This is a genomic window from Leptothrix ochracea L12 (assembly GCF_000262525.1).
Window position 1 is genome coordinate 410 of the sequence record NZ_JH660671.1, and the last position, 4,583, is coordinate 4,992.

Here is a 4,583-nt window from a genome sequence, read left to right on the forward strand (position 1 = left end):
AAGCCTGTATTGGCTCGGAACCAATCGACGTAGTTGCTCGTATTGCTGACAGCGTTGCCGGCCATATCGGTGACGAGCACCTCAGCGGTGGGCACAAATTGCATCAATGTTGCATTGTTCGCGATCAGGGCCGCAAAGCTGCCCAAGGTCGTTTCGGTGAAGCGGAACTCCATGATGTCGATGACATTCACGCCGCTGGCGTCGCGTTGCGCCCCCAAGGTGGTGGTGCCGTCGTAACTGAGGCCGCTGTTGAGCGCGGTGACGGTACAACCCGTGGCCAAAGGTAGACCGCTGGCATCCATCAGAACAGGTGTGTTGCCAGCATCAAGGGTGACCGCCTCGTTGTAGGTCACACGCATCACTGCGGTCGCCAACGTGGTGTTGGTCTGCGACAGATACAGCCCTTGGAGATCGGTGGATGCTGGAGTCGAACCGCTGGTGACGTACTGCATCGGAGCTGCCATATCCAAGGTCAGCAGCGCCGGTGCCGCCGGGGATACCGAACCCGTCGCCGAGACCTCGTGGACGTAGAAGGCGAAGTTCGGGAAATTGAGATCGTTGATCAGCGGGTTACCCCGGGCCAATTCCAGCATGGTCTGAGTGATCAAGGCGGTCGTCCCGGTGGTGGGGGCACCGATCCAACTCAAGCCACCATCCACGCTGTATTCGATGGTGTCGGCGGCTACTGCGGGCGTGACGGTCAGGCTGGCATCGTTGGTGAGATGGTCGGCATTGGTGGCCGTGGTGGTCCCTGTGCTGGTGATGCCAGACCACGTCACCAAGCCGGGCGCACTGTCGTGCGTGAAGGCGACGGTGGGCAACACGTTGTTGGCCACCGGTGAATCGCTTGCAAGGGTGAAGCTCAACAGCGTATCGGGGGAGACATTGCCGGCCAAGTCGATCACGTGAACACGAACATCATTCAGCCCGAGCACCGGTGCGTAGTGGTTGACATCGGTCCATGGGCCGTTGTTGACACTGATGGCGGTCTGAAAGCTGATTTCGGTGGTGGTTGGAATGATGTCGATGGCCCCGAAGCTGGTGGTATTGGTGGCCGGCTGAGTGATATTGATCAAAGACACCATCGGTGCTGTGGCCGTGGTATCGAGCGTGTAGATGATGGAGCTGGTGGCCGAGACGTTGCCGGCCATGTCGGTCTGGAAGAGATCGATCTGATAGGTGCCATCCGCCAGTGGCGAGCCGGTTAGGGGGTCCACCGGCACTGGCACCACGACGGAAGAACTGCCCGTGGGGACGGCCCACGTGAAGGGCCCCAACTGACCCCCAAGCGTCGGTGGCGTGCCGGGCAGGGCGGGTTGTTGAGCCGGGGTGACGAAGTAGGTGATTTCAGCCGCATGGGGGTCCAGCCCGGTGATGGTCAGGCGACCATCGTTGGTGCTGCCGGCAGGAACCAGTGTTGTGGTCGTCGCCCCATCGTTGGCGTATGTCCCCGTATCGGCCGTGAGCGCGACCACCGGCTTTGGGCACACCGTGTCGAGGGTGAACATGAACGGCGTGATCGTGGTGCCGTTGACGTTGGTCTGGAACACCCGCACGGTGTAGGCGTTATCGGTCGTGGGGGCCACATAGGTGGACGAGGTCGGCGTGAGGCTGTTGATGCTGTATTGGGTCGTGATCCCCAGCGCTGGGTCGAGGCCGATGTTCAACCGGGCATCCGTGGTGACCATATCGGTCAACGTGCCGGCGATGTTGACCGAGCCGGTGTCGTTCACCAGCGCGATGGTGGCTGCCAGCGGGCCCGCAGCGCCAACTTGCAGCGCTTGTGCGGTCGAGGTCAGTGAGGTGTTACCCGCCACATCGCTCAAGGTGATCTGAACTTGATAGCTGCCGTTGGTCAAGCCTGCGCCCAAAGACAGATTGACCGTGCCCAAGGTCAGATCCGCTTGAATCAATGAGGTCTGGACGCTGTAGACCAGTGCATTCTGCAAATCAAGCACATTCAAGGTCACGGTGTCGCCGACCAACGAAGTGGCCGGCAAGCTGGTGGTCAACGCCGTGGGGGCGAGACCGCCGATCGGTGTGAAAACCGTGTTGATCGGCTGGGCTGGGGCTTGCGTGTCATAGGTGAAGCTCAGGCTGCCCGTGCTGGTGTTACCCGCTGCGTCGGTCTGGCGGACTTGCACGGTGTGAGCGCCGTTGGCCGCCGGGGCGCTGTAGGTCGGGGTCCACGCGCCGCCATCAAGGCTGTACCCCACCACGGCATTCAGTTCCAGTCCCGAGACCGTGATGGCTGCGTTGTTGGTGATCAGATCCGTGTTGGTGCCGCCCAAGGCGCTATCGACGCTCAAGCTGACGATGGCCGGGGTGGGGGCGATGTTGTCGAAGGCCAGTGCGGCCGGGGCCGATGCTGCTGAGGCGTTGCCGGCGACGTCGGTCAGTGTGCCGCTGGCGCTGTAGCTGCTGCCGCTGGTGAGCAAGGCGGTGTTGAGGGCCAAGCTCACGGTGCCCAAACCAATGTCGGTGCTGGTGAGCGTGACCGTCAAGGTTTGGATGGTGTTGGGCGGCACCGCGCCATCGGCCACAACGACGCTCAGGCTATCGCCAGCCACAGCATTGACGGGCAAGCCGATGTTGGCATGCACCGCCAGCGTCAGCGGGTCATAGGCCAAGGCGACGTTGGGTGCGTTGGGTGCGACGGTATCGATGCTCAGCAAGCCAGAGGTCGCCGTGGCGGAGGTGTTGCCCGCCGTGTCGGTGTAGCTGACGCGGGCCGAGTAGGTTGCATCAGGTTGCGCAGCAAAGGTGTAGGCCGAACCAACCACCGAAGGCGTCAAGCCCGCGAGGGGCAGACCGTTGCTCAGCAACTCGACCGTGATGCTGGTGGCATCCAGAGGCACAGCGCTCAGCGTGACGGTGACGTCGCTGCTGTTGGCACCCAACTTGAGGGCGCTCAGGTTGAGGTCGGCGGTCACTGGCGCAGTGGGGGCCACGGTATCGAGCGTGATCGGCCCCAGCACCAGTGGCGTGGCCGCGTTGTTGTTGCCGGCCTTGTCGGCCTGCACCAGCGTCACGGTGTACGTGCCATCACCGCCTGCCAAGGCGGTCAGATCCAGACTCGGTTGAGCCAGATTCACCAAGCCGGTGATCGGAGCAATGGCGCCACTCTGGGCATTCGTCCCAGTCAGCGTGTAGCTGACTTGATCGACGTTGGCATCCAAACCACCCAAGGCGATGGTGCCCAGCCGGGTGATGCTATCCACGGCGCTGGAGCCTGTATCGGTGAAGGAGCCGGTCAAGGCGCTCAGGGTGTTGTCGCGCGTGGTGGTGAGGGTCTGCACCGGGCTGAGGTTGCCGGCGGCATCAGTCTGACTTACTTGGATCGTGTAGGTGCCATCCAGGGGTGTGGCCCCCAATAGCAAAGCCTCGCTCAGCACCGGTTGACCCGTTCCCGCATCCATAGCCAAGGTGGCTGGGTCGATGCTGATCCATGTGCCGCCGGCCACGCTGCCGGTGTTGATGCGGTACTGAAGCGATGCACCGGCTTCAAGGCTGGCCAAACGCAGGTCGATGGCGGTCGAAATCCCATCGGTTGCTGTCGGGTTGGGCACGCCGGTGTTACCCGCGTTGGCGCTGTCCAGCACCAACGCCAGCCCGGGTGTCGTGGGGGCGACGTTGTCAAAGAGGAGCGACGACGTGGGTGTAGCGGTGGATAGCCCCGAAGCGTTGCCGGCGGCATCGGTCAGGTTGGCACTGACGGTGTAGGTAGTGCCGTTAACCAGTGTGGCGCTGACGGGCAGGGTGATCGAACCCGCTGCGATGTCCGCCGATGACAGGGTGATCGGCGTGCTTTGCACTGACCCTACCCCATCAGCGATGTTCACCGTGAGGACATCGCCCGCCACAGCATCCATCGGCAGACTGAGATGGGCGCTGACAGCTTGGGTTGCGGGGTTGTACGCCAGTGTGGCGCTCGGTGCTGTCGGAGCCACGCTGTCAAAGACGAACGAGACGCTGGTGTCTGCAGAAGCCCTGTTGAGTGCATCGATCGAGTGCACCAGCACAGTCTGCCCACCTTGCGCCAAGGTGCCGATATTGATCAGACCGTTGACCGCAGTCGCTGCAACCCAACTTCCGGTGGCACCCGTGGGGCTGAATGAATATTCAAAGTTGGTGCTGCCGTTGCTGGCAACGACCGCCAAGTTGCTGCTGTTGGTGATGACCAAGGCCGGTGCTGTCTGAATCGAACCGGTATCAGTCACGCTGACCGACGGTGCTGGATCAGCAGCAATGAATGTGAAGCTGGTGGCCGGTACGGCGGGATCAAAGAAAGACGCGTTGCCAGCCGCATCGGTCTGGCGAATCCACACCTGATTGAGCGTCCCGGCCACGCTTGATTGGGCGGTGAAGGTGGGTGCCCAGACCAGATTGCCGAGGGCATCCTTGGTGCCGTACTCGACCACAGCGCCGGCTTCAAGGGTGCCCGTGATCTGAACCGTACCGAGTGAGGTGATGCCGTCGCCCGGAATACCTGTATCGATAAAGCTCAGCCCAAGCGCTGTAGGAGCGATGGTGTCCGGGGTGATCGGGGTGGCGGCGGTGGTGAAGCTAGACGCGTTGCCCGC

1 protein-coding gene is annotated in these 4,583 nt (G+C 62.4%); it reads right to left on the reverse strand.

Annotation, left to right across the window (positions count from 1 at the left end; genetic code table 11):
* Nucleotides 1–4,583: beta strand repeat-containing protein (locus LEPOCDRAFT_RS00605; protein ID WP_043909595.1), on the reverse strand; the 4,583-nt coding region annotated here is incomplete at both ends.